The sequence below is a fragment of the Paraburkholderia sp. GAS206C genome (assembly GCF_050435645.1).
In the GTDB taxonomy this organism is placed as follows: Bacteria; Pseudomonadota; Gammaproteobacteria; order Burkholderiales; family Burkholderiaceae; genus Paraburkholderia; species Paraburkholderia phenazinium_B.
Genome location: NZ_JBNDKR010000011.1, coordinates 162,783 through 187,478 on the forward strand (window position 1 = coordinate 162,783; position 24,696 = coordinate 187,478).

Sequence of the window (24,696 nt, forward strand, 5' to 3'; positions counted from 1 at the left end):
TCCGGGCAGGGTGCAAGTTGACCACAGACACTAAGAAAAGAGCGCCGCGTCGCAAATCGAATGCGATTTCCGTCATGGATGTGGCTCGCGCAGCGGGCGTTTCAACAGCGACGGTTTCGCGCGTATTGAATGGCAACGCAACGGTTGCCGCCGAGCTGCAGACCCGCGTGCGCGACATCGCGCGCGATCTCGGCTATACGCCACATGCGGCTGCGCGTGCGTTGGCATCGCAGAAGTCCAAGACGATCGGCGCGGTGATCCCATCGCTGGAAAACCAGAACTTCGCGATCGGCGTGTTCGCGCTGCAAAAGCGCATCGGCGAAGCCGGCTATACGTTGCTGCTTGGATGCTCGTATTACGATCAGGAAGACGAACTCAAGCAGGTGCGCGCCCTGATCGCGGACGGCATCGCCGGCTTGATGCTCGTTGGCCGTAGCCACTCGCCCGCGCTCTATGAACTGATCGAAAAGGAACAGATTCCGCTCGTCAACGGCTGGACCGTCGATCACGACCATCCGTATGTCGGTTTCGATAACGTTGCGGTCGGGCGGCGCCTCGCCGAATATCTGCTCGAGCTCGGGCATACCCGCTTCGGCATGATTACGCAAATGACGCAGCACAGCGATCGTGCGGCTGATCGCATCATCGGCGTGCGCGCGGCGCTACAGTCGCGCGGGCTGCAGTTGCGCCACGAGCATCTGATCGAGATGCCCCACAAGATCATTGAAGGCCAGATGGCGATGAAGGCGCTGATGAACGGCCCCGAGCGTCCGACGGCCGTGATTTGCGGCACCGATCTGTTGGCAATCGGCGCGCTGGCGGAAGCGCGCGAGGCGGGTATCGACGTGCCGGGCGACCTGTCGATCGCGGGCATCAACGATATTGAATTCTCGAGCTTTACGTCTCCGCCACTCACCACCATGCGGCTCGCCGCCGATGAAATCGGCGCGCGCAGCGCCGAGTATCTGCTCGCGCGGATCGAAGGGCGGCCCGTAAGTTCGCAGTACATCGTGCCGACCGACCTGATCGTGCGCGGTACGACCGCACGTCCTCGCAACAGTTAACAGGCTGTAGTACGACGTTTTGCGCAAAACACTTTCTCAATGCACGGCCCCAAATTTGCCCGTCAGAGTAAGCGCTTTCTATTGAACTCGCAAGTGAAGTGCCCTAAGATGCCTGATACCCAAGGATATCAAGCAGCGAAGCATCGTTCGTAGCGGCCCTTTAAAGAAAGCGATTACTTGTATCGCCCGTGTTCGGCCGCTGAGCGCAAATTTTTTAGAAGGCAGTGTCCGATGACTGAGGCGATGAGCAAAAACGTGAGCGGGCCAGTGATCCGCTTGCATCCCGCCGACAACGTGGTAATTGCGCGCATCGACGTGGCAATCGGTACGCCGGTTCCAGCCGAAGACTTTGTTTGCCGCAGCCAGGTGAGCGCGGGCTACAAGATCGCAGCGAAGCCCATCAAAAAAGGCGAGCCGGTTCGCAAATACAACGTGGTGATCGGTTTTGCCGCGATGGATATTGCGCCCGGCACGATGGTGCATAGCCATAACGTCGAGTTCCGCGAGTTCGACCGGGACTACGCATTCGGCGCGGACTATCAGCCCGTGGAGATGGTGCCCGAAGCGCAACGCGCCACGTTCCAGGGCATCGTGCGTGACAACGGCGAGGTTGCTACGCGCAACTACATCGGCGTGTTGTCGACAGTCAATTGTTCGGCGACGGTCGCACACCGGATCGCCGAATGGTTCACGCCGGAACGGCTGGCGGACTACCCCAATGTCGACGGCGTGGTCGCGTTCACTCACTCGATCGGCTGCGGCATGGAGATGAGCGGCGAGCCGATGGCGTTGCTGCGTCGAACGATGGCGGGTTACGCGCGGCATCCCAATCTCGCCGCGGCGTTGATCGTCGGGCTGGGCTGCGAGCGCAATCAGCTGGCCGGGCTGATGGATCAGGAAGAGCTGAAGGTTGATTCGCGGCTGCACACCTTCATCATGCAGGAGAACGGCGGCACCCGCCGGACCATCGAGGCCGGCGTGGCTGCGGTCCAGGCCCTGCTGCCCGACGCGAATCGCGTGAAGCGCACGACGGTTCCCGCGAGCCACCTGAAGATCGGCCTGCAATGCGGCGGCTCGGACGGCTTTTCGTCGATCACGGCCAATCCTTCGCTGGGCGCAGCGATGGACCTGCTGGTCCGTCATGGCGGCACGGCCATCCTCTCAGAAACACCTGAAATCTACGGCGTGGAACATACGCTCACGCGGCGCGCGGTCAGCCGCGAAGTGGGCGAAAAGCTGGTTGCGCGAATCCGTTGGTGGAAAGACGAGTATTCGGTCGGTCGAGACGTTCAGATCAACGGCCAGGTCAGCCCTGGCAATCAGGTGGGCGGACTCGCGAACATCTTCGAAAAGTCGATTGGATCCGCGATGAAAGGCGGCACTGGCCCGCTGATGGAAGTGTATCGATACGCCGAGCGGGTGAAGCAGGCTGGACTCGTTTTCATGGACACACCTGGTTTCGACCCCGTCTCGGCGACGGGTCAGATTGCTGGCGGCGCGAATCTGATTGCCTTCACTACAGGCCGCGGTTCGATGTTCGGCGCCAAACCCGTGCCCTCGCTGAAGCTCGCCACCAACACGCCGATGTACGACCGTCTCACCGAAGACATGGATCTGAACTGCGGCGGGATTCTGGATGGTGTTGCGTCGATTCGCAGCACGGGCCAGAAAATCTTCGACGCGATTCTTGCCGCCGCGTCGGGCGAGCGAACAAAGAGCGAAATGCTCGGGCTAGGCGACCACGAATTCGTGCCGTGGCAGATCGGCATCATGAGTTGAGTTTTTCAATCGGCTTCCTGCCAGGCCTGCCAACAAGTCGTACCTCCATGGCATTCGTTAGAAGTGCCAGATAACAAAATCCGTCACCCCGACTTATACGGAATAGAGACAACATGAAGACTGGGAAGTATCGCTACGTTGTCGCCTTGCTGCTGTTTATTGCGGGTGCGATCAATTACATGGACCGCGCCGCGCTTGGTGTGGTCGCACCTATCATCAACAAGCAGCTGGGCCTTTCTCCGTCGCAACTCGGCGTGGTGTTCAGCAGTTTCTTCTTCGGCTATTCCATCTTTGCATTTGTCGGCGGTCAACTCGCCGACAAGTACGGACCGCGCCGCGTTTTCTCCTGGGCGATGGGGACGTGGTCGATTCTCTGCGGATTGACCGCAGCCGCGACCGGCTTCGGCACGCTGCTCATTTCCCGGGCGCTGTTCGGCTTCGGCGAAGGTCCAATGAATTCGACGACCAACCGGACCATCACCAACTGGTTTCCCCGGCATGAGACCGCAACCATGGTCGGCTTTACGTTTTCGGGCCAGACGGTAGGCAGTGCGATCGCCGGGCCGGTGGTCGGGCTGATTGCCATCGCTTACGGTTGGCGCACGTCGTTTGTGATCATCGCGGCGCTCGGGCTGACGTGGATCGTCGCATGGCGCATATTCGCGACCGACAAGCCGGCGCAAAGCGCGCGGGTTGGCGTGGCCGAACGCGAGATGGTCGAAGCGAGCCGCGGCGCGGCGCATCCGGCAGAGGGCGGAGACGAAAGCACGCCGTTGCGCAGCTACCTGTTTCGTCCGAGCACGCTCGCACTTGGCGTCGGCCTGTTCGCGGTGAACTACACGCTGTTCGTGTTCATCTCGTGGATGCCGAGCTATTTCACCAACGCGCTGCATCTGGACATGAAGCACATGAGTATCCTGAGCGCGGTGCCGTGGGCATGCGGCGGGATCGGCTACTTTGGCGGCGGCCTGCTTGCCGATGCGTGTTTCAAGCGTATGAGCAACAAGCTGCTGGCGCGCAAGCTCTCGGCGACTGTGCCGCTCGCGCTGTCGGGTCTCGCTCTGCTCGGTGTTAGCGTGGTCGATTCCGTGATCCCCGCAGTACTGCTCGTAGCGTCCGCCGTTCTGTTCCTGACGGCTTCGTCGCAAGCGTGCTGGGCCACCATGCACGAGCTTGTGCCAGGCAGGCATCTGGGCGGCGTAAGCGGCTTTGTTCACCTGATGAGCAATATTTCGGGCATCGTCGGTCCGACTATGATGGGTCTAGCGGTCCAGTACTTCGGCGGTTACAGCAGCGGCTTCGTGCTCGGCGCGGCGGTCGATCTGGTCGGCGTGCTGGCAATGCTGCTGGTCATCGGCCGGCGAGGGGCAGCCACTGCGGAAGATACGCAGACGAAGGCTGCCTGAGCGGTCGTTGCCGCAGATCAACGGCGAGGCCTTACCGTATGTGAAGCAACACGGACCGGTGGCGTGTTGCTCGCGGTCCCGTTGGTCCGGAATTCATGACGCCGCCTCAGCGCGCACTCGCGGCATGAACTAACGCATATCCGAGGCCCTGCCTCATTTCCGCAAATGTCATTTGCGAAGGCGGTCATTTTGCCGCTGCTCACCTCATGGCAAGATTTGAGTATCGATAATTGGTACAACGAATCTAAGAGGCGGGAACATCGTAATGGACGAGCAGGAAAGAGCGTTGGGCGGTCAGCCGGCCCGACATGCTCCATCGCGGCGCAGGATGATTGTCGGAAAGCGTCGGCGAAACTGGCTACCACAAGCCCAACGGACAGTTGACGCCGCAGGAAGCATGGTCATTTAGCGCAGGGGCTGTGGTGTGCCGCCTGTTTCTATCCTGTTCTGGAGTGCAAATTGTTTAAATTCTTTGACCTTCAAAAAATTATCGGCCAATTCCCTGACGAGGCAGATAGCACAATCGTCGACACCTATCTCACCGACGAACCATCCGCGAGCTCAAGACTTTTTCGTGTTTATTATCCAATCCCTCGCCATTACCACGAAACGTGCGAAGAGCATCTGTACCTCCTGACCGGGAAGGTCACCTTTGCGATCGAGGACGAGGCGCCTCGCGTCCTTACTGCGGGCCAGCTGGTCACCTTCGAGCGGAACACCGTACACGCAATAACGGAAATACTGGAGTCGCCAGCGGTCTTTTTTACAGTGGACGCTCCGCGTCGTGTACCGACCGATGTTGTGTATGTGAATCCCGATGACGCACATATTCGGCCTTTTGTGACTCACCTGGAAGATATCTGAAAGTCAGCGCGTGACGAAGCCTGTTGCGCATGAAACTTGAGAGAGAACTCGGTCGAACCGGCGAAAGCCGTATCAATGTAAGGAACAGAGATTCAATGCAAAATTTTACGTTTCATAACCCCACCCGCATTATTTTCGGCGAAGGCCAGATTGCTGCACTTGATGCCCATGTACCGCGCGAAGCGCGCGTGCTGATCACTTGTGGCGGCGGCAGCATCAAGAGCAATGGTGTGCTCGCGCAAGTGCAGGCGGCGCTCGGGGAGCGTGCCTCGTTCGTATTCGAAGGTATCGAACCCAATCCAACTTACGAAACCTTGATGCAAGCGGTTGCTGTCGCACGCGAACGGAACATCGACTTTCTGCTGGCTGTCGGGGGCGGCTCCGTGATTGATGGCACCAAATTCATCGCAGCCGCGCTGAAGTTCAATGGCGAGCCGTGGGACATCCTGGCGAGGCAGGTCGAAGTGCATGAGGCGATGCCGTTCGGTAGTGTTCTGACGCTGCCCGCGACCGGCTCTGAAATGAACAATGGCGGTGTCATCAGCCACCGCGCGAAAGGCGACAAGTTGCCGTTTCGCAGTGAAGCGACGTATCCGGTCTTTTCGGTGCTGGATCCGACGACGACCTATTCGCTGCCAGTCCGGCAAATCGCCAACGGTGTGGTCGACGCGTTCGTGCATATCGTCGAGCAATACCTGACCTATCCGGTCGATGCAAAGGTGCAGGATCGTTTTGCCGAGGGCTTGTTGCTCACGTTGACTGAAGTGGGTCCACAAGCATTGGCCGAGCCGAATAACTATGCCGTGCGCGCCAACCTGATGTGGACCGCGACGCTGGCGTTGAACGGCTTGATCGGGGCCGGTGTGCCGCAGGATTGGGCGACGCACATGCTCGGTCACGAGATTACCGCGCTGCATGGCCTCGATCATGCGCAAACGCTGGCAATCGTGCTTCCGGCAATGCTGACCGTGCGCAAGGAGCAGAAACGCGCGAAGTTGCTGCAGTATGCCGAGCGTGTATGGAACATCACCGAAGGCAGCGAGGAAGAACGCATCAGCGCGGCGATCACAGCGACCCGCGTGTTCTTCGAGAGAATGACCGTCGGTACCCGCCTGCGTGATTACAAGATTGGCGGCCAGACCGTCGCCAAGCTGATCGCGAAACTGGAAGAACACGGGATGACGGCGTTGGGCGAACGCGGCGATGTGACGCCCGAGGTCAGCCGCCGAGTGTATCAACTTGCGGTCTGAGCAGGCCCGTGTCCGTCTGGCGCATTACTTTGGAATGTCACTATGAAGATCGGATTTATTGGCCTTGGCTCCATGGGCGCCGCAATCGCAGCGAACCTCATCGAGTCAGGACATGAAGTACATGTTTTCAACCGTACCCCGGCACGCGCTGAACGGTTGCGCGAAGCGGGCGCAAGGGTTGCGGCCAGTCCCGCGGGTGCAGCACGGTCGGCCGACGTTGTGTTTACGATGGTGGCCGACGATGCTGCGCACACAGCCGTGACGTTCGGCGAAGCGGGTATCGCCACGACGCTGAAGCCGGGCGGGGTACACATCTCGATGAGCACGATCAGCGTCGCAACGGCACAGGACCACGCAACGAAGTATCGCGAAGCAGGTCTGGGCTTCGTGTCGGCGCCCGTTTTTGGCCGACCCGACGCCGCCGCGGCACGCAAACTCTTTATCATGGCCGCGGGCGCCGACGAGCATCTCAAGGTCGCCGTTCCGCTTCTTGAAGGCCTTGGGCAGTCGGTCGGCATCGTCGGCTCGGATCCTTCTCAAGCGAACCTCGTCAAGCTGATCGGCAATTTCATGCTGTCCGTGATCATCGAAACGCTGGGCGAAGCGTGCGCGGTAGCGGGCAAGGCAGGCCTTGACCCGATGCATCTCGTTGAATTGCTGACCAGTGCAAATTTCAACGCAGCGCCGTACAAGATCTACGGCCCGCTGATTGCATCGCAGCGCTTCCAGCCGCCCGGCTTTGCTTTGCCTCTTGGTCAGAAAGACAACCGGCTGATGCTGGCGGCCGCCGAGTCGCTTGGGGTCCCCCTGCCGCTTGCCAGCCTCGTCCACGACCGATTCCTCACGTTACGGTCGCAAGGTCTCGGTGCGGAGAGCGACTGGTCCGCGGTCGCACTGTGCGCGTTGTCCGACGCGGGCTTGAACAAGCAGCAGCCCGGCGCGTGAGGCCGCCGGACAAGCCTGCGAAGCGCCGATCAGACCCGGCGCCATGCACGCTTGTCCGGATCTGAAAGTTGCAGGTCAACCGGACCCATCCCGAACACCGCGACGACGACCGGCTCTTTCACATGCCGTGGCACGCCATCGTAGTGCGGCGTGCGCGCGGCACGTTTGACAAAGCCACCAGCCGGGACCGGCACCGCGTCTTGAGGTGCGAAATCAGGACCGCTGTTGACCCACCAGGTGCCTGACACTACGACCTGGATCCGATCGGTCGCGTACGAATGCGGTGCGCTGAACCAACCGGGATTCCATTTCATCATCACGAGATACAAGCCAGGTTTGTTGACATCGCCGTAGAGCGGTGCCATCTCGCCGCTGTGTGGCGGGCCGGCTGTCGAAGGCTTGAAAGTGATCTGTTCTCGCGGCAGTACGAATGTCTCATGGGCGTCGATCGGACTGGCATGCGCCATCTCAGGTGCGAATGCACTGATCATGGACGTTAGCAGAATCAGGCGGCGGTTCAGGTCGATGGGTTCCATGAAGAGCTTTTCCTTGAGTAGCGATTTGTCGCGGAGGTCATGAGTGTCGCGGGACGAACAGGGCAAGCCGATTCGTCAACTCCGATAGATGACCAATCACACTAAAGGATCCCAAGCAGGGGATGAAGATCCCGATGCACAAAAGATCGTTTCTAAAAAAGGGGAAGTGCCGGCCCGCGATTGGGCTCCCCGTTTCTGCCGTGTACCGCGAACGCAGGACACACCCATTTGTGCAAAGGTGATATCGATGCCGGGCACTTCTGCCGCCAATGCTCCGCACCTATAGTCAGATCAGCTCTCGAACGCACGTCACATCGCTTCGATCGGACCTGCGCGAAGCTTCCCTCACTTTCAGGAGCAGACCATGTTGACCAGAACGCTCTCACCGGACTCTGTCGAAACCGCGACCGCGAACCAGGACGCCGAGTACTTCGAGTACACGTCATCAGCCAATCCGATCGGCGCGAAGCTCATCTCGCGCGTGCCATTCCGCAATTTTTCGCCTTCGCTGTACGCAGAGGGCGCCACTCGGATTGTGCCGCTCGACCTCTCCGCGGAACTGGGTTGCCCCAGCCCCGCGACCGGTCCAGGCTTGAGCGCCAATTTCCTGCGCATCAACGCAAGAGACGCATTGACGCTCGCCCCGAACGCCACGTCGCAGCTTTGCTATGTCATCAGCGGGGCCGGCAGCGTGACGCAGGGCGAGACCCGCTTCCCGTTCGCGCAAGGCGATTTCTTTACCCTGCCGGGCGGCGATGATGCTGTGCTGTCCGCCAACGCGACGGCCACGCTCTATTACGTCAACGACGCGCCGCTGCTCACCTATCTGGGTACGACCGGCGTCCAGGCGCGCTTTGCGCCGACGCTCTATCCGGCCGCCCAGGCGCAGGCAGAATTGCGCAAGGTCGCGGAAGAAGCCAATGCGGGGCGCCGCAACCGCATCAGCGTGCTGATGGGCAATGTCAACTTCCCGCAAACGCGAACGGTCACGCACGTGCTATGGGCCATGTTCGGCATAGTCCCACCCAACTCGATTCAGAAGCCGCACCGCCACCAGTCGATCGCACTCGACTTCATCGCTGGGGGCGCCCCGGGCGTCTATACGCTGGTGGGTACCGAACTGGACGAGAACGGCAATATCGTGGATCCGACCCGCGTCGATTGGGAAGCCGGGATGGCCTTCGTCACGCCGCCGGGATACTGGCATGCGCATTTCAATGAAACGAACGAAAACGCTTATGTGATTCCGATTCAGGATGCCGGCTTGCAGACCTGGCTGCGCACGCTCGACATCCGCTTTGCGCGTTAAGGCTGAAGCTCCAGTGCGAGTCCGTCGTCCCAGTACGGCGGCTCGCCGATCGCCTCTGCATAGAAGTCGACAAACGAGCGCACCTTCGACGACACGATCTTCTTCGGCGGATAGACCGCCCAGATAGCCGGTTCGGCCTTGCCTGTGCGTGCTTCCCATTCGGGGAGGGCGTGGATCAGCCTCCCTTCGCGTACGGCTGTGCCCGCGAGCCAGGTCGGCAGGAGGGCGATACCGCATCCCGAAAGCGCGAGGTCGAGCACAGCCTCGGAGTCGTTTCCGCGCAACCGGCCTTTCAATCCGACCAGTGTCTGCTCCAGGGCAGCTTTGGGACTTCCCGTGCGGGTGAGAAACCACTTGTCAGCGGGTGGCAGCGACAGGCGGAGTGATTCGTGAGCCTCAAGATCAGCAGGGACGGACGGCATACCGTTTCGATCGAAATATTTCGGACTGCCGCAGACGATCCGCCGATGGGGTGCGAGACGTCTGGCCATTAATGAAGAATCGGACAAGACGCCGATGCGAATGGCTAAGTCAATCCCGGCATCGATCATGTTCAGGGTCTCGCCGGTCAGCACGAGGTCGAGGTCAATGTCCGGGTACCGGGTCATGAATGCTGGCAGGTGCGGCACGACATGCCGCCGCCCGAATGCGGATGGCATCGTCACGCGCAGCAGGCCCTGCGGCGTGCTATTCAAGGACGACGTGGCCTGCCGGGCGTCGTCGAGTGCTTCGAGTGCCAGGATCGCGCGCTCACGAAATACCCTGCCGCCCTCTGTCAGCACCAGACCCCGTGTCGAGCGATTGAAGAGGGCGATGCCGAGATCCTTTTCGAGGTCGCTCACATACCGCGAGATGGTCGAGGTCTTGACCGTCATTTCACGCGCAGCTTTGCTGAAGCTCTGCAGTTCCGCCGCACGGACGAAAGCGTGTACCGCTGAAAAATAGTCCATTTTTTGGGGTGCAAATCGAACTTGCTGGAACGGGCCCGGTTCGCACGCCATTGCGTGGCTCAATGAAACGGGCATGGTGCCGCTGGCACTGCGCCACGCGACGCGCTCCGGGACGGCAAGTGCGCTCATTGTATCGCGCCCGCCTGGCGTAGTGCGTCCGCTGCAGACGTGTTGTGTTGCGCGAGGGCCATTTGCAGCGCGGTCCCTCCGCGCGCATCGACGTGGTTGACGTTCGCACCGTGCGCCACGATTGTCGTAGACGCTGAGAATGAGCGCCGTGTAGCCCTCAGCCGTCTTCGTTTCGAGGGGAAAATGGGCGTCGACCAACAACGCTAAGTAATCCTTTGCGATTAACACAATGAAACGATCGTGGCGAGAAGCGTGTGATGCCGGTCAAGTGGGCTGCGTGCCTGCTAGCGGCTTCACGGCTGACTGTGCTGCCCGGGGGTACGCGTTTTCGTCGAACCATCTGTTCTGGCGCTTAACGGTTGACCATCCGCTTGGGCAGCGTCAGGGCAAGGGCGCCCACTAAAAACATGCTGATCGCGAGTGCGATCACGGCCAGTAGCGTCGAATGAGTCGCGTCGATGATCCCGCCGATCAGGTACGGACTGACAAACCCGGCAAGATTGCCCACCGAATTGATCACGGCGATTCCTGAAGCGGCCGCGGCACCGGTCAGCATTGCGGTCGGCAGCACCCAGAACTGTGTCATGGTGACTAACACAGCTGCCGTCGCTACCGTAAGTGCGATTGTGGCGAGCATTGCCTCGTGCATGAATACGGCGCTTGCGATCCAGCCTAGCGTGCCTGCCAATGCCGGGATCGTGATATGCCAACGCCGTTCCTGGTGTGCATCGGAGTGGCGGCTCACGAGCAGCATGGCAACCACCGCAACGGCATAGGGCAGCGCCGTAAGCAGCCCCACACTGAGTGGATTGCTGACGCCGGTGTTCCTGATCAGCGTCGGCAAATAGAAACCCACACCGTATAGGCCCATCATGTTGAAAAAATACAGCATGCACATCAACCAGACACGCGGGTTGGTGAAACCGTCGCGCGTCCTGTGCGACCGTACGCCCTGGCGGTCGTCTGCCAGGTTGCGCGCAAGCAGCGCTTTTTCATTAGCGCTGAGCCAGCGTGCGCTCTCGACGTTGTTATCCAGAAAGAGAAGCACGACAATCCCCATCACCAGTGAGGGAATTGCTTCTATCAGGAACAGCCACTGCCAGCCGGCCAGATTGTGTGCGCCGGAAACTGAATTCATGATCCAGCCGGACAGGGGCGCACCCACCACTCCAGCAATGGGAATTCCGGTGATGAATAGCGCGAGAATGTTTGCACGCCGGCGCGCCGGGTACCAGTACGTCAAATACAGGATCACGCCAGGGAACAGCCCCGCTTCAGCGAGACCCAACACGAAGCGCAGCGCGTAGAACATCGTCGGCGTTTTGACGAACAGGGTCACTGCCGAGACGATGGACCAGGTGATCATCACACGCGCAATCCAGAGTCGCGCCCCGACGCGATGCAACAGTATGTTGCTCGGCACTTCGAAAAGAAAATATCCGAGGAAGAAGATTCCGGCGCCCAGCCCATAAACCGTTTCGCTAAACTTCAGATCCGCGAGCATCTGGATCTTCGCAAAGCCGACGTTGACGCGGTCGAGATAGGCAACCACGTAGCACATGAACAGCAACGGTACGATACGCCGCGTCACCTTTTCGTATATCGAATCGTCATCCATGGCCGAAGATGCTGCGTCTGACGCGAGTATCCCGTTAGCCCGTACCATGCTGTTTCCTTGAACCGAGTAATGCCATTGACAGGTATAGATGCTCCGACCGAATTGCCAGGCATGCACCGCGCTAAAGCAAAGCAGAGTAGGGGCTGGCGAAGCATTGCGAAAGTTACCCGTTACGCAAAACAGTTGTGCGTAACGGGGTTCGCGCCATTCAGATCAACCTTGAACAGCGATGCGGGATCATTCAGGCGTCGCCTGACTTGCGATGCAATCGTTGCCGGCATCGGCGGTGCTTCGCCCAAAGCTTGCAAGCGCGGCCAGACCGAGCAGGGCGAGCGCACTGCCAAGCAGGAAATCGTCGGGGACACCGACCGAGTCGACGATGGTCCCACCCACCAGAGAACCCACCGCGATGGCGACCTGAATGATGCTGACAAATAGCGCCGAGCCCGCCTCCGGCAGATCGGGGGTCGCGCGCTGAATCCACACGCTGAAACAAAGCGGCAGCGCGCCGAATGAAATTCCCCACGCGAGTACGTCAACCGTGATCGCCAGTTGCGAGTGCCTTAGCAAAGGCATCGACAAAAGTGCGAACATCAACAGCGACACCATGGTCGCGAGAGATGCCTTCAGACTTCGGTTGACCGTGCTCGAAACGATGAAGTTGGAGAAGAAGCCAATGATGCCGAACCCCAGCAGCAACCAGGTAATGGTCGACATGCTGAAACTGGCGTTATGCAGCAGAAACGGCGTGATGTAGGTATAAGAACAGAAGTGAGCGCCGAACACGAGCGCCACCATCAGCATGCTTCTACGCGGATAAGGGCGCCGTATCAGCGAGACCAGGTCGGCAAACCGCAGCGCGGCACTCGATGGCAAGGACGGTACCAGCAACAGTTGCGCGACGAACGCGACAGCAACCAGCACACCGGTGGCCATGAAGGAAAAGCGCCAGGATGAGAAGCCGGCGATCAACGTACCAAGAGGCACGCCAATCACCGTAGCGCACGTCACGCCGGTCAATATCATCGCGGTTGCCCTGGCCGCATCTTTGGGCTGTACGAGCCGCCCAGCAGCGGCAATCGCCAGCGTCCAGAAGCCTCCCAATGCGGCCCCCAGCAGCGCGCGACCTATCAGCATGACGGCGAAATTGGGTGCGAAGGCCGATAACAGATTGGACGCCAACAACAGTCCCGTTAACAACAGAAAGACATGACGGCGGTCCATACGTCCCGCTCCCAGCATGAGCCCTGGCGCGGAGACAGCAGCAATGACACCAGGTACGGTGACCATCAGTCCAGCGGTGCCCGGCAGGACGTCCAGTTCTTTGGCGACGTGTGGCAATAAACCGACCGGCAGAAACTCCGTGGTGACGAATGCAAATGCACCCAGCGCTACGGCCCCGACGGAAAGCCATTGGCGTAAAGACGACGAATCACCGTTCTCCGGCGCGGGCATGCCCGCCGGCAGATTGCTCTCTACCAACATAGTATTGTTTGTCCCTTGCGGACACTGATTGAAGTGATGCGGATTTGCGGTGCAAATCCAACGCATCATCGGGTTCTGATGAAAACGCCTGGCGTCAGGCGTCCGGGGTGCTGTCTTGAATGACGCACCACCATACCATTGCATTATTTCCCTTGCCGATGCGCTGCCAAAGGCATGACTTGGGGTAGGGGTACTAGAGGGTGAAGCGAGTGTGGGTGAGATCCTCGCACACCTGCCACAAGCGCGCGGCGTTGGCGGTATTGCCTGCCTGGGCGGCAACGTTCGCTTCGCCGACGCTGCTGCCGCGTGCCTCCAGCCATCCTTGCGGACCATAGTAGCCGCCGTCGCGGACATCGGCTGCGGTGGCCGCATAGAGAGTTGGCAGGGCGCCTGCATCATCGGTGTTGAACATGGCGCCGATGGCAACCCCCAGGAGGTCTCGCGCCGCTCTCGAGATGGCGGAGCGATCGCCACCGCGAAACAGGTTCGTCTTCGCGACGCCGGGATGAGCGGCGACTGACATCACGCGCGAGTTTGCTGCGCGCAAACGACGGTCGAGTTCAAAAGCAAACATCAGATCCGCGAGCTTGGACTGCCGGTAGGCTTGCATCGGCGAATACTGCCTCGTGGATTGCAGGTCATTGAAGTCGATCTGGCCTTGTTTGTGTGCGATCGAAGCGATCGTGACCACACGCGGCCGCTCGGACGATCCGGTCGCGGCCTGTTCCAGCGCCGGCATCAGGAGCGCGGTCAACGCGAAGTGGCCAAGCACGTTGGTGCCAAACTGCAGCTCGAAACCGTCGGCGGTTTCGAGGCGCTTCGGCGGCGCCATGACGCCCGCGTTGTTGACGAGAATATGAAGCGGGCGTTGCGCGGCGAGTTCCTGCTGCGCGAACTGATGCACGGACGCGAGGCTGGCGAGATCGACAAGCGCCAGTTCGGCGTGCGCTCCGGGTACGTCGGCGTTCAGACGGGCTAACGCATCCTCACCGCGTTGTTTGTCGCGGCATGCCAGCATTACCTGCGCACCTTTGCGAGCCAGCATCAATGCCGCGTGGTAGCCGATCCCGCTGTTCGCTCCAGTGATGAGAATGCGTTTGCCGGCCTGCGATGCAATGTCGGCGGTGGTCCACGGTGTATTCATATCGATCCGCGCAGGGTAGTGGGACTCAACATTGAGACTACCACTAGTCGGACATAAAAAAGTCCCGCGTAAGACGGGCGGGGCAAATCGATACCAAGGCACTCTGCACGATGCACGTGTGCCGGCAAATCTCGCCAATCGCGGCTATGATTTGATGCGGCGATCGGCGCCGAAACCCTCCAGGAGACTACCCACATGATCCATGTCTTTGCTACGATCACCGCCCACCCCGGCCAGCGTGAAGCCGTGCTGGCACTCTTTAACGCGAACCGTCCGGCGGTGCTGGCGGAAGCGGGATGCATCAGTTACGAGGCGGTGGTCGACGTCCCCGACTTCGGCGGATTTCAGACACCGCTCGGCAACGACACGTTTGCTGTCGTCGAACGATGGGAAAGCGCCGAAGCGTTGAAGGCGCACGCAGCTGCGCCGCACATGGCCGAATATGCGGGCAAGACTCGCTCGCTGCTCGCGAGCCGCGTCATCAATGTGCTGCACGCGTATTGATTGCGCGATTGACCTGCGCTTAACGAGGCAGCGTCGACAGATACGCGGCTGCGGCTTCGATCTGCGCATCAGTCAATTGCGCCGCGACCGCAGTCATTGACCCAGGCTTGACGGCGCCGCTCTTCGCGCGCGCCTGAAACTCATGCAACCGCGCGACTGTGAAACTCGCAGGCTGACCCGCAATGCTGGGAAAGCGCGCGCCATTGCCGGTTCCGCCGGCTGCGTGGCAAGAGAAACAGGCGGCGAGGCCAGTGCCGCCACCCATTTGCGCGAGTTGCCGTCCAGCTTCCGCCTGCGCGGCTTGTGGAGGCTCCGCGGCATGCGCGAGCGGTGGCTTCTGTGTAGCAAAGTATTGGGCCAGGTCGTGCATGTCGCTGTCGGACAGATTGTGCGCGACGGCTTGCATGACCGGGCTTGCACGGGTGCCATCCTTGAACATCGCTAACGCGTGCGCCATGTAGTCGGCGTTCTGTCCTGCGAGTCTGGGGATTGCAGATGCCGGCGAGCCTTCTCCCGCGGCGCCGTGGCACGCGGCACATGTCGCTACGAGGCCGCTGTGGGGATCGGAAGGGGGCGTAGATGCTGCGAAGGCGCGCGGGGCGCCGAGCAGATTCAGGCCTGCGACTAGCGTGATCGCAGCAAACGCGCGAACGGATACTGCAGATGTCTTGCGCGTTGACTCCGCATGCGGCCAGACAGCGTACGAAAGCACATTGGCGATGCGACGGAGCGGGTGACCTTGCCGGTCATGCGGGCGGGCGGACCGCTTCGAGGGGGTAATGCATGGCATGGGATATCTTGCGCTGGAGACGGGGGGAGATTCATTATTTCCGAGGTCCCCAGCGCAGGTATAGTTGGAAGTTTCGATTGCCTCTATTGAGGATTCCTATAGAGCGCCATTAATCGAATCTCAGCGTGTCACCGTCCGCTCGATCTGGCAATTTCCGCTTCGTAACGGGCCTTCGTTTCGGCGTTGGGCGGATAGAGGCCGGGTAGTGCGGCGCCGCCGTTGACCTCTTGCAGCACCCATTCCTCAAAGCGTTCTTTACGCGCTGCGAGTTCGACCACTTCTTCGAGCAATGCCGCGGGAATCAGAACGGCGCCGTCGGTATCGGCCACCACGACGTCATTGGGAAATACCGCTACGCCGCCGCAAGCGACCGGGTCTTGCCAGCCGACAAAGGTCAGCGCGGCCACCGACGCGGGGGCCGCCGTGCCGCGACACCAGACCGGCAGGCCAGTGTCGACCACGCCGACCACGTCGCGCACCACGCCATCCGTGATCAGCGCTGCGACCCCGCGCTTGTGCATCCGGGCGCACAGGATGTCGCCAAAGATTCCCGCATCCGTGACGCCCATTGCGTCGACCACGCTAATGCACCCCGCCGGCATCGCTTCAATGGCAGCACGTGTCGAAATCGGCGAGGCCCACGACGCGGGTGTCGCGAGGTCTTCGCGCGCCGGCACGAAACGCAGCGTGAACGCGCGTCCCACTTGGCGCTTCTGGTTGCCGGTCAGCGGTGCGGGACCGCGCATCCAGATCTTGCGTATGCCTTTTTCCAGCAGAACCGTCGACAGGGTCGCGGTGGTGATGCCGGCTAGGGCGCTGGCAATGTCGGGATGCAGAGGGAGTGTTTCGGTAGTCATGAAAATTAATCCGTAATCAGGCTCGTGAGGCGGGTTAGATACTGGCGATCAGGCCGCCATCGACGCGAATCACCGAACCGGTGACGTAAGCGGCTTGCACGCTCGCGAGAAACGTCACTACCGCGGCATATTCGCGGGGATCGCCGTAACGTCCAACGGGGATCGTTGCGACGCTCTCGGCGCTCACTTCGTCGACGCTGCGGCCTTCGCGCTTCGCTTTCTGCTCGTCGAGGAAGGTGATGCGCGGTGTGGCGATACGGCCCGGCAGCACGATGTTCGTGGTGATGCCATCGCGGCCCACTTCGCGTGCCAGCGTCTTGGACCAGCCCACCAGCGACATGCGCAGCGCATTCGAAATACCAAGCCCCGCAATCGGCGCAACTACGCCGGACGAGGTACTGGTGATCACGCGCCCCCATTTGCGATGACGCATGCCTGGCAACACCTTGTCGGTGATCGCGATCACCGACAGCACCATCGATTCGAAACTTTTGCTCCACAACTCCACCGGTTGTCCGGCCGCTGGCGTGGGCGGCGGTCCGCCTGTGTTGTTGACGAGAATGTCGACACCGCCAAAGGTGTCGTCAATGGCCTGCATCCGGCTCTCGATGACACTCAGGTCGGACAGGTCCCATTGCAGGGGCAGTGCCGTGGCGCCTGCCGCCTCGATGTCCGCCACGGTTTGCGACAACGCGTCTGCATTGATATCGGCGACGGCGATACGGGCGCCTTCAGCGGCAAGCGCTCGCGCAATGTCGCTGCCCAATCCTCCTGCCGCGCCGAACACGAGCGCGGTCTTTCCAGCAATTCCCAGATCCAAAATTCGACTCCAAAAGAGGGGCAATGATGGAGCGGTCGGCTTGATAGCGGACGGCCCGATGCCGGGTTAGTATAGGCAACTAGAAGTTCGATATGAAACGGAGAATTTTTGACCTGAGCATGGAAAAGTTCGATACATGATTCGCTATCTCCGAACCTTCGTCGTTGCGGCGGAAACCGAATCGTTTTCGGCGGCCGGCAACCGGCTTGGCCTGACGCAATCGGCTGTCAGCACGCAGATCCGGCGCCTCGAGGAGGAGTTGGGCTATGCGCTGTTCGATCGCACGGGCAAGTCGGTCACGCTTAGCGATGAGGGCCGCGAAGTGCTCGAACAGGCGGCGCACATTCTTGAATCGTTCGAGGGCCTGAAGCAGACCCCGCGTAGTGCGGGAAGAGGGCCTGTCAGCCTGGGGGCGATCGCCACGGTTCAACACAGCTTCCTGCCGAAGGCGCTGCTGCGCTTCCGGCAGGAGCAACCGGTGACGCAGATCAATATCATCCCCGGCACGTCTATCCAGTTGCTGACGCGGATCGACTCGCATGAACTGGATGTCGCGGTGATGGTCAAGCCCCGGCTTGGCTTGCCCGCTGACCTTAAGTGGCTTCCGTTGATACAGGAACGCTACGTGGGCGTGGCGCCAGAAGGTTCGCCGGGCGACCTGGCCAAGCTCTTTCGCGAACGGCCCTTCATCCGCTATGACCGCCGTTCGCACGGCGGCCATCTGGTGGACCAGTTTCTGAAGCGTCAAGGTTTGTGGACTATGGACAGCATGGAAGTGGATGAACCGGCCGCAATCCTGAAGATGGTGAGCGAAGGATTGGGATGTTCGATCATTCCGGGCGAACTGGTGCCCGTGGCGCACACCGCGGGGATCATGGTGATCCCCCTGCCGGGCAGGCCGCTCGCGCGCGAGATCGGCATTCTCGTCAGGCTGGCGGCGATGAGCCGGCAGCCGATCGCGACGCTGATCGACAGCCTGGCTGCTGAAGCGCAGGCTATCGAGCGGGATCGGGGCTGATCACAGCGGGCGACGCGGCATCGGAGCAGCAAGGGGCTGCCATTGGTCCGCTGTTTTTACTGCGTTTTGCCGGGTTGCCCTGTCGTTGCGACGAGTTCCGGCGTAGCCGCCACCTGAGCGAGTTCATCGCTCGACCACCCGCCGCCGAGCGCATCGAGCAGTTGCACGTTGGCGCTTAGCTGGCGCGTCTGGATGTCGAGCACGCTGCGCTGTGCGTCGAGTTGAACCGTCTGCGCCTGCACCACGTCGAGGTAGCCCACGGTGCCCTGCTTGTACTGTTGCAGCGCGAGGTTCACTGAGGTCTGCGCGGCAGCCGCGGCATCCCGTTGCTGGCCAAGCGCCGTTCCCAGATACGACAGCAGCGCCAGGTTGTCCTCGACCTGCTGGAAGGCGGTCAGCACCACGCCGCGATAACGGTCGCCGGCCTCTTCGGTGGCAGCCTTGGCGGCATCCAGTTGCGCACGGCGCAAGCCGCCGTCGAAGACGTATTGCACGAGCTGCGGTCCGATGGCCCAGAACAGATTCGGTGCACTAACCAGTCCCGAGTACGCGGCGCTTTGCACACCGCCTTGCAAGGTCAGCCCGATGTTCGGGAAGTAAGCGGCACGCGCGACGCCAATTTTTGCGTTGGCTTCGGCGACCCGGCGTTCCGCAGCGGCCACGTCAGGGCGCCGTTGCAGCAGCGTGGAGGGCAGGTCGGTCGGAATCGCCGGCAATGCGATGGCGGCGGTCTGTTGCGGCAGGCTGAATTCGGCCGCGGAGGTGCCCACCAGCACCGCGATCGCATGCTCCATCAGCGCACGCTGCGCAAGGTTCTGCGACAACTGCGACTGTGCCGAGGACAACTGCGTCTGCGCACGCGAAACGTCGAGACCCGAGACAATGCCGTGGCTGTGCAAGGTCTGCGTGAGTTGCAGGGCCTTCGCGAAGGCCGTCTCGGTCGCGTTCAGCAGATCGGTTTGCTGGTCGAGACCACGCAGGCGGATATAGCTGTCCGCCAGTTCGACCTCGAGGCTCAGCTTCACCGACGCCAGATCGGCCTTGGTTGCCTGCGCCTCGTCCTTGCCGGCCAGCACGGAGTCGCGCACGCGGCCCCAGAGGTCGAGGTTGTAGTTGACCTGCGCACCAAGCGTCACGGAGTTGTAGTCGGCGGGCCCGTTGCCTCGCAACGGCGCGGTGTCGGACTGGCGTTCGCGCAGCGGTACGGCGTTCGCGCTAACGGTCGGGTACAGCCCGGACTCGACTTGCGCCACGAATGCCTGCGCCTGCGCGTAGTGTGCGTAGGCCGCGCGCAAATCCGTGTTGTTGGCGAGCAGGCGCGTTTCCAGATCGTCGAGCTGCGTGTCGCCGTACATCTTCCACCAGCCGTTGCGGTCGATCTGGTCGGCGGGCTGCGCACTCGTCCAGGGGCCATACGTTTTGTACTGCGCGGCGACCGGGGTGGCCGGAACATCGTACTTCGGCGCGAGCGAGCAGGCGGCGAGCGCGGCGACGCTCGCCAGTACCGCCGGAAGACGCATTGGAGGAAGCGCGGGAAGCCGGACGCTGCGGCGAACCTTAACCATGTGCTGCCGCCTTCTTGTCCGCAACCGTTACGACCTGCACGCTGTCGCCGTCGCTGAGGCCGTCGGGCGGGGTATCGATGATGCGATCGGTCGCAGCGAGACCCGAACCGATTTCCACGGAGTCGCCCAGATCGCGGGCGATCTTCACCGGCTTGAAGTGCACGTGATTGTCCTGGTCGAGCGTGGCGATCACCACGCCGCGGCTGTCGAAGACCACTGCGCTGGCCGGCACGCGTACCGCATCCGAGGCAACCGGCAAGGTGAACTTGAGGCTGGCGAAGCCGCCCGGCAGCAGCTTGCCGTCGGCATTGTCCACCAGCAGCTGAACCAGCGTCGTGCCGGAATTCGAGTTGACCGAGTCCGCCGCGGCGATCACGTGCGCGGTGAACTGCTGGTCCGGATACTCGGGAACGGTCAGCGTTGCGGTGGTGCCGTTGTGGATGGCCGGTGCATAGTTCTGCGGCACCTGCACGTACACGCGCAACTGCTTGACTTCGGAAACCTCGAACAGCTCCTGGCCCACGCCGCCGCTGCCTGCATTGATCAGTGCGCCGACGTCGGTATCGCGCGCGGTCACCACGCCGTCGAACGGCGCCACGATGCGCGCGAAGGCCTTGGTGGCGACGAGGCGATCGACGTTGGCCTTCGCCGCGGCGACAATCGCGGCCTTCGCCGTGTAGTCGGCCGTGCGTTGATCGACGTCCTGCTGCGCAACCGAATCCGTTCCGCGCAGTGCTTCCCAGCGCTTTGCAGTAGTGCCGGCGACTACGGCATTCGCCTGCGCGCTCTGCAGATCCGCGCGCGCCTGCAGCAACTGCTGATCGAGTTCGGGCGTTTCGATTTCGGCCAGTTGCTGGCCAGCTTTGACGCGTGTGCCGATATCCACATTCCACGATTTCAGATACCCGCTTACCTGCGCGAAAATCGGCGCCCGGGTAAACGCTTCGAGGCGCGAGGGCAGTTGCAGCGACGGACCGTTGGCATCGCGGATCGGCTGGATGACGCTCACGCTCGGTACGGCCTGGGCATCGGTCCAAGTCTTCAGCTTGTGAGCGTCGTCGGCTCTCAGCACGAGACCGGCGGCGACAATGCCGAGCGCAACCAGCAGCGCGACCACGCCGGCTATGCGCAGCGGACGGCGCGAGGGCGGATTAACGGGGAAAGCGGAATCAGACGACATGAGCAGGATCTCCCGAGGCGGGTGCCGGGTTGGACGCACGCCCTGGGCGCGCGTGCACGATACAAAAAATGACGGGGACGAGGAACAGCGATGCGGTGGTAGCGAACAGCAGCCCACCGATCACGGCGCGGCCAAGCGGTGCGTTCTGTTCGCCGCCTTCGCCGAGTGCGAGTGCCATCGGCGCCATGCCGATGATCATCGACAGTGCGGTCATCAGCACCGGACGGAAACGCGTGAAGCCCGCTTCGAGCGCGGCCTTGAACGGATCGCCGTGCTCGGCGAGACGTTCGCGGCAGAAACTGACCACGAGGATCGAGTTGGCTGTCGCCACCCCCATACACATGATGGCGCCGGTTAGCGCGGGCACCGAGAGCGTGGTGTGGGTCGCAAACAGCATCCAGACAATGCCGGCCAGTGCGGCCGGCAATGCCGTGACGATCACGAACGGGTCGGCCCACGACTGGAAGTTGATGACGATCAGCAGATAAATCAGCACCACCGCACCCAGCAGCCCGAACAGCATGCCGGTGAAGGCGCTGTTCATGGTCTGCACCTGACCGAGCAACGCGACCGACGAGCCTTTGGGCAAGGTGCTGGCGTTGTCGTGCACGATCTTCTGGATGTCGGCCGCCACGGCGCCGAGATCGCGGTCCTGGGTGGTCGCGAAGATCTCGACCATCGGCTGGATGTTGTACTGGCTGACCACTTCGTTGGTGCTGGTGCGTTGCACCGTCGCCAGGCCGCCGAGGATCTGCGAGGTGCTGCCGCCGCGCGCGGTGATCGGCAGGTTTTGCAGCGCGGCAAGCGAATCGAGGCTGTATTGCGGCGTCTGCATCACGATCGGATACGAAATCCCGTTCGCGTTGTTCAACCAGAACGTCGGCGCGACCTGGCTCGAACCGGCAAGGTTCACCACCATGCTGTTGGTCACGTCGCTCTCGCTGATACCGACCAGTTGCGCGCGCGTACGGTCGACGTCGACATTGAAGGTCGGATTGGCATGCGACTGCGCAATACGTGCATCGACCACGCCCGGCACGTCACGCACGAGGCGCAGCAGATGGTCCGCGTACGCGAAGTTGGCGTCCAGGTTATTGCCTCGGACCTGCAGATCGATAGGTGCGGGCGAGCCGAAGTTCAGAATCTGGCTGATGATGTCGGCCGGCGGGAACGAGAACGTCACGCCGGGAAATTCGCGCGGCAAGCGCTCGCGCATGAGGCGGACGTACTCGGCGGTCGGCGCGTGGCCTTCGTTGAGCGCGATCTGGATATCGCCGTCCTGCGAGCCGACCGTGCCGGTGTTGTTGTACGCAGTATTGATACCGCTCACCGGCAGGCCCATGTTGTCGACGACCGCGCCGAGGTCAGCCGGCGGAATGATCTGGCGGACGGCCCCTTCGACATTGGCAAAGATCTGCGCAGTCTTTTCGACCCGAACCCCGACCGGCGCGCGCACGTGCATGAGGATCTGTCCGGCATCCACCGACGGGAAAAAATTGCGGCCGAGAAACGGCACCAGCGCGAACGACACCAGCACAAAGCCGAGGAAGCCGATGACGAACGGACGCCGATGGTTCAGCGCGAGTTCGAGCAGGCCGTGATAACCGGAACGCACCTTTTCGAAGCGCGCTTCGAAGCCGCGCTGGAAACGTCCGAGCGGACCCGGACTCTTCGCCTCATGGCCATGTTCGCCTTGCACGTGCTGCTTGAGCAGGTACTTGGCCATGGTCGGCACCAGCGTTCTCGACAGGATGAACGACGAGATCATCGCGAAGATCACCGCTTCGGCCATCGGCACGAACAGGAAGCGTGCGACACCATCGAGGAAGAACATCGGCACGAACACAATGCAGATACAGAGCAGCGAGACGAACGCGGGCGTCACGATCTGCGCGGCGCCGTCGAGAATCGCGGTCTCCACCTCTTTGCCATGCTCGAGGTGCCAGTTGATGTTTTCAATGGTAACGGTCGCATCGTCGACGAGAATCCCCACCGCGAGTGCGAGGCCGCCTAGCGTCATGATGTTCAGCGTCTCGCCGAGCGCGGACAGGGTGGCGATGGAACCGAGAATGGCGAGCGGAATCGAGGTGGCGATGATGATCGTCGAGCGCCAGCTGCCGAGAAACAGCAGAATCATCAGGCTCGTCAGCACGGCGGCAATCACGCCTTCGCGCGCCACGCCGCTGATAGCGGCGCGCACGAAGATCGACTGGTCGCCGATCGCATCGATCTGCAGGTTGTCGGGCCACGAGGCCTTGCCTGCGGCGACCTGTGCCTTGATGCCGGAGATGATCCCCAGCGTCGACACCGAGCCGTTCTTGAGCACCGACATCAGCACCGAACGTTTGCCGTTTACGTGCACGATATTGGTCTGCGGTGGGCTGCCGTCGCGCACGTTCGCCACATCGCGTATATAGACGGTCGTACCGTTGACGGCCTTGATCGGCAGATCGCCCAGGGCCTTGATCTGCGACGGCGCGTCGTTCAGTTGCAGCGTGTATTCGTAGTCGCCGATTTTCTCCGTACCGACCGGCGTGATCAGATTCTGGCCAGCCAGTGCATTGGCCACGTCCTGGGCAGACAGGCCGCGCGCCTGCATCGCGGCCGGGTCGACGTCGATCTGCACTTCACGTGTCTTGCCGCCGAACGGGTAGGGGATGGCGGCCCCTGCGACGGTAGTGAGCACCGGGCGCACTGCGTTCAAACCGAGGTCGCCGAGATTCTGTTCGGTCAGTCCTTTACCCGACAGCGCGAGCTGGATGATCGGCACCGTCGAGGCGTTGTAGTTCAGGATCAGCGGCGGCGTGGTGCCTGGCGGCAACTGCCGCAACTGCGTTTGCGCAACCGCGGTCACCTGCGCATTGGCCGTACTGATATTGACGCCCGGCTGGAAGAATATCTTGATGATCCCGAAGCCTGCGACCGATTCCGCCTCGATGTGCTGGACGTCGTTCACGGTGGTCGTCAACGTGCGCTCGAATGGCGAGGTGATGCGGCCGACCATCTGGTCCGGCGGCAGGCCCGTGTATTGCCACACCACGCTGATGACCGGAATCCTGATGTCGGGGAAGATGTCGGTCGGCGTCTTGACGGCCGACAACGGACCGATGATCAGGATAAAGATCGCGAGTACGACGAAAGTGTAGGGTCGCCTAAGGGCAATGCGGACTAGGCCGAGCATGACAATTCCAGGACTTGGAAAAACGTAGAGGTGGTTTGCAATTTATTAAGCGCTTGCGCAATGAAACCTAAAGCGCGAATGTACACAAGGCCCGGGAATTCTGCTGAACGTCAAAAACGCATTGCAGGTTTCTGAACGCCGCTAACCGGGCCATTGCTCTCGCCGGCCTGTCGCGCAAAAATGCCGCGATGACCGGCGCAGACCAGCACCTTTCCCCCTGCGCGCCGGAGAGCCGACGCAGAGTACCGGGCGAGAAGGCGTTATATAAGAGACGGTTTTCGCAAAACAGTCATGCACGAAAC

The 24,696-nt window shown here is 61.5% G+C and carries 21 protein-coding genes; 9 read left to right on the forward strand and 12 right to left on the reverse strand.

Translation table 11 applies throughout. The features are described 5' to 3' along the window. The first annotated feature begins 74 nt into the window (after positions 1-74). The 6 genes from P3T20_RS29185 (at position 75) to P3T20_RS29210 (ending at position 7,308) form a co-directional block, all read left to right on the forward strand. The gene (locus P3T20_RS29185) at positions 75-1,064 is read left to right on the forward strand and encodes a LacI family DNA-binding transcriptional regulator (protein ID WP_429288590.1); all 990 of its coding nucleotides are present in this window, start codon (positions 75-77) and stop codon (positions 1,062-1,064) included. 243 nt (positions 1,065-1,307) lie between these two features. Continuing rightward, positions 1,308-2,843: a UxaA family hydrolase gene (locus tag P3T20_RS29190; protein WP_254369004.1), complete on the forward strand. Its 1,536-nt coding sequence runs from the start codon at positions 1,308-1,310 to the stop codon at positions 2,841-2,843. 113 nt (positions 2,844-2,956) lie between these two features. Beyond that, a complete protein-coding gene (locus tag P3T20_RS29195; protein ID WP_429288591.1) occupies positions 2,957-4,249 on the forward strand; it encodes an MFS transporter in 1,293 nt (430 codons plus the stop codon). A 459-nt stretch (positions 4,250-4,708) separates the two neighbouring features. After that, positions 4,709-5,113 (forward strand): cupin domain-containing protein, encoded by a 405-nt coding sequence (locus P3T20_RS29200; RefSeq protein ID WP_074268064.1) that lies wholly within the window; start codon positions 4,709-4,711, stop codon positions 5,111-5,113. Positions 5,114-5,208: 95 nt separating this feature from the next. Beyond that, positions 5,209-6,363, forward strand: a complete 1,155-nt coding sequence (gene yqhD / locus P3T20_RS29205) for an alcohol dehydrogenase (RefSeq protein ID WP_074268065.1) — start codon at positions 5,209-5,211, stop codon at positions 6,361-6,363. A gap of 42 nt (positions 6,364-6,405) precedes the next feature. After that, complete coding sequence (locus tag P3T20_RS29210; RefSeq protein WP_074268066.1) at positions 6,406-7,308, forward strand: NAD(P)-dependent oxidoreductase; 903 nt, start codon at positions 6,406-6,408, stop codon at positions 7,306-7,308. A gap of 29 nt (positions 7,309-7,337) precedes the next feature. Here P3T20_RS29210 and P3T20_RS29215 read toward each other — a convergent pair whose 3' ends face one another. Next, positions 7,338-7,844 carry a cupin domain-containing protein gene (locus tag P3T20_RS29215; RefSeq protein ID WP_074268067.1) on the reverse strand — a complete coding sequence of 169 codons (507 nt, stop codon included), beginning with the start codon at positions 7,842-7,844 and terminating at the stop codon, positions 7,338-7,340. Positions 7,845-8,208: 364 nt separating this feature from the next. On the opposite strand from P3T20_RS29215, the gene P3T20_RS29220 reads away from it, so the two are divergent. Further along, the gene (locus P3T20_RS29220) at positions 8,209-9,153 is read left to right on the forward strand and encodes a cupin domain-containing protein (RefSeq protein WP_074268068.1); all 945 of its coding nucleotides are present in this window, start codon (positions 8,209-8,211) and stop codon (positions 9,151-9,153) included. Here the strand turns inward: P3T20_RS29220 and P3T20_RS29225 are convergent. The 5 genes from P3T20_RS29225 to P3T20_RS29245 all read right to left on the reverse strand — a co-directional run bounded on the left by P3T20_RS29225 (position 9,150) and on the right by P3T20_RS29245 (position 14,479). Further along, the gene (locus P3T20_RS29225) at positions 9,150-10,103 is read right to left on the reverse strand and encodes a LysR family transcriptional regulator (RefSeq protein WP_074269385.1); all 954 of its coding nucleotides are present in this window, start codon (positions 10,101-10,103) and stop codon (positions 9,150-9,152) included. The genes P3T20_RS29220 and P3T20_RS29225 overlap by 4 nt on opposite strands. A gap of 125 nt (positions 10,104-10,228) precedes the next feature. Next, positions 10,229-10,351 carry an ankyrin repeat domain-containing protein gene (locus P3T20_RS29230; protein ID WP_254369005.1) on the reverse strand — a complete coding sequence of 41 codons (123 nt, stop codon included), beginning with the start codon at positions 10,349-10,351 and terminating at the stop codon, positions 10,229-10,231. A 233-nt stretch (positions 10,352-10,584) separates the two neighbouring features. Next, on the reverse strand, positions 10,585-11,850 hold the full coding sequence (locus P3T20_RS29235; RefSeq protein WP_254369006.1) for an MFS transporter: 1,266 nt from the start codon (positions 11,848-11,850) through the stop codon (positions 10,585-10,587). A gap of 237 nt (positions 11,851-12,087) precedes the next feature. Continuing rightward, positions 12,088-13,335: an MFS transporter gene (locus tag P3T20_RS29240; RefSeq protein ID WP_074269386.1), complete on the reverse strand. Its 1,248-nt coding sequence runs from the start codon at positions 13,333-13,335 to the stop codon at positions 12,088-12,090. 193 nt (positions 13,336-13,528) lie between these two features. After that, positions 13,529-14,479 (reverse strand): oxidoreductase, encoded by a 951-nt coding sequence (locus P3T20_RS29245; protein WP_074268070.1) that lies wholly within the window; start codon positions 14,477-14,479, stop codon positions 13,529-13,531. Between the two features lie 195 nt (positions 14,480-14,674). On the opposite strand from P3T20_RS29245, the gene P3T20_RS29250 reads away from it, so the two are divergent. Further along, a complete protein-coding gene (locus P3T20_RS29250; RefSeq protein WP_074268071.1) occupies positions 14,675-14,983 on the forward strand; it encodes a putative quinol monooxygenase in 309 nt (102 codons plus the stop codon). Positions 14,984-15,002: 19 nt separating this feature from the next. Here P3T20_RS29250 and P3T20_RS29255 read toward each other — a convergent pair whose 3' ends face one another. The 3 genes from P3T20_RS29255 to P3T20_RS29265 all read right to left on the reverse strand — a co-directional run bounded on the left by P3T20_RS29255 (position 15,003) and on the right by P3T20_RS29265 (position 17,450). Then, on the reverse strand, positions 15,003-15,773 hold the full coding sequence (locus P3T20_RS29255; protein WP_083611684.1) for a c-type cytochrome: 771 nt from the start codon (positions 15,771-15,773) through the stop codon (positions 15,003-15,005). 128 nt (positions 15,774-15,901) lie between these two features. Next, positions 15,902-16,630, reverse strand: coding sequence for a ribonuclease activity regulator RraA (locus tag P3T20_RS29260; protein ID WP_074268072.1), 729 nt, complete (start codon positions 16,628-16,630; stop codon positions 15,902-15,904). Between the two features lie 34 nt (positions 16,631-16,664). Continuing rightward, a complete protein-coding gene (locus tag P3T20_RS29265; protein WP_074268073.1) occupies positions 16,665-17,450 on the reverse strand; it encodes an SDR family oxidoreductase in 786 nt (261 codons plus the stop codon). Between the two features lie 136 nt (positions 17,451-17,586). On the opposite strand from P3T20_RS29265, the gene P3T20_RS29270 reads away from it, so the two are divergent. After that, entirely contained in the window at positions 17,587-18,468 is an 882-nt protein-coding gene (locus tag P3T20_RS29270) for a LysR family transcriptional regulator (RefSeq protein WP_429288592.1), read from the forward strand. A 56-nt stretch (positions 18,469-18,524) separates the two neighbouring features. Here P3T20_RS29270 and P3T20_RS29275 read toward each other — a convergent pair whose 3' ends face one another. The 3 genes from P3T20_RS29275 to P3T20_RS29285 are packed head-to-tail and all read right to left on the reverse strand — an operon-like array spanning position 18,525 to position 24,394. After that, positions 18,525-20,033: an efflux transporter outer membrane subunit gene (locus P3T20_RS29275; RefSeq protein ID WP_429288593.1), complete on the reverse strand. Its 1,509-nt coding sequence runs from the start codon at positions 20,031-20,033 to the stop codon at positions 18,525-18,527. Further along, positions 20,026-21,213: an efflux RND transporter periplasmic adaptor subunit gene (locus P3T20_RS29280; RefSeq protein WP_074268076.1), complete on the reverse strand. Its 1,188-nt coding sequence runs from the start codon at positions 21,211-21,213 to the stop codon at positions 20,026-20,028. The genes P3T20_RS29275 and P3T20_RS29280 overlap by 8 nt, the downstream gene beginning before the upstream one ends. Next, complete coding sequence (locus P3T20_RS29285) at positions 21,203-24,394, reverse strand: efflux RND transporter permease subunit (protein ID WP_074268077.1); 3,192 nt, start codon at positions 24,392-24,394, stop codon at positions 21,203-21,205. The genes P3T20_RS29280 and P3T20_RS29285 overlap by 11 nt, the downstream gene beginning before the upstream one ends. Positions 24,395-24,696 lie beyond the last annotated feature (302 nt).